The following is a 318-nucleotide window of genomic DNA, read 5'->3' as shown; positions in this document are numbered from 1 at the left end:
AGTCCTCCTTGCCCGCCAGCGGCGTCATCACCTTGCGCACCCGGTTGATGCGCCGCTCGGCGTTGGTGAAGGTGCCGTTCTTCTCGAGGAAGCTGGCGCCGGGCAGGATCACGTGGGCGAACTTGGCGGTCTCGTTGAGGAAGATGTCCTGCACGATCAGCAGCTCCAGAGAGCGCAGCGCCGCCTCCACATGCTGGGTGTTGGGATCCGACTGGGCGATGTCCTCCCCCTGCACATACATGGCCTTGAAGCGGCCCTCGATGGCGGCGTCGAACATGCGCGGGATGCGCAGGCCCGGCTCGGGATCCAGGGTCGCGC

At 66.7% G+C, this 318-nt stretch carries 1 protein-coding gene; it reads right to left on the bottom strand.

What is annotated here, in order from left to right; translation table 11 throughout:
* The coding region (locus C7I36_RS16970; RefSeq protein ID WP_146137363.1) for a molybdopterin oxidoreductase family protein at nt 1-318 on the bottom strand (318 nt) is incomplete at both ends.

Source organism: Zobellella taiwanensis, assembly GCF_003012795.1.
GTDB classification, from domain to species: domain Bacteria; phylum Pseudomonadota; class Gammaproteobacteria; order Enterobacterales; family Aeromonadaceae; genus Oceanimonas; species Oceanimonas taiwanensis.
The sequence above is the reverse complement of the archived record's forward strand: the minus strand, read 5'-3'. Positions and strand labels throughout refer to the sequence as shown.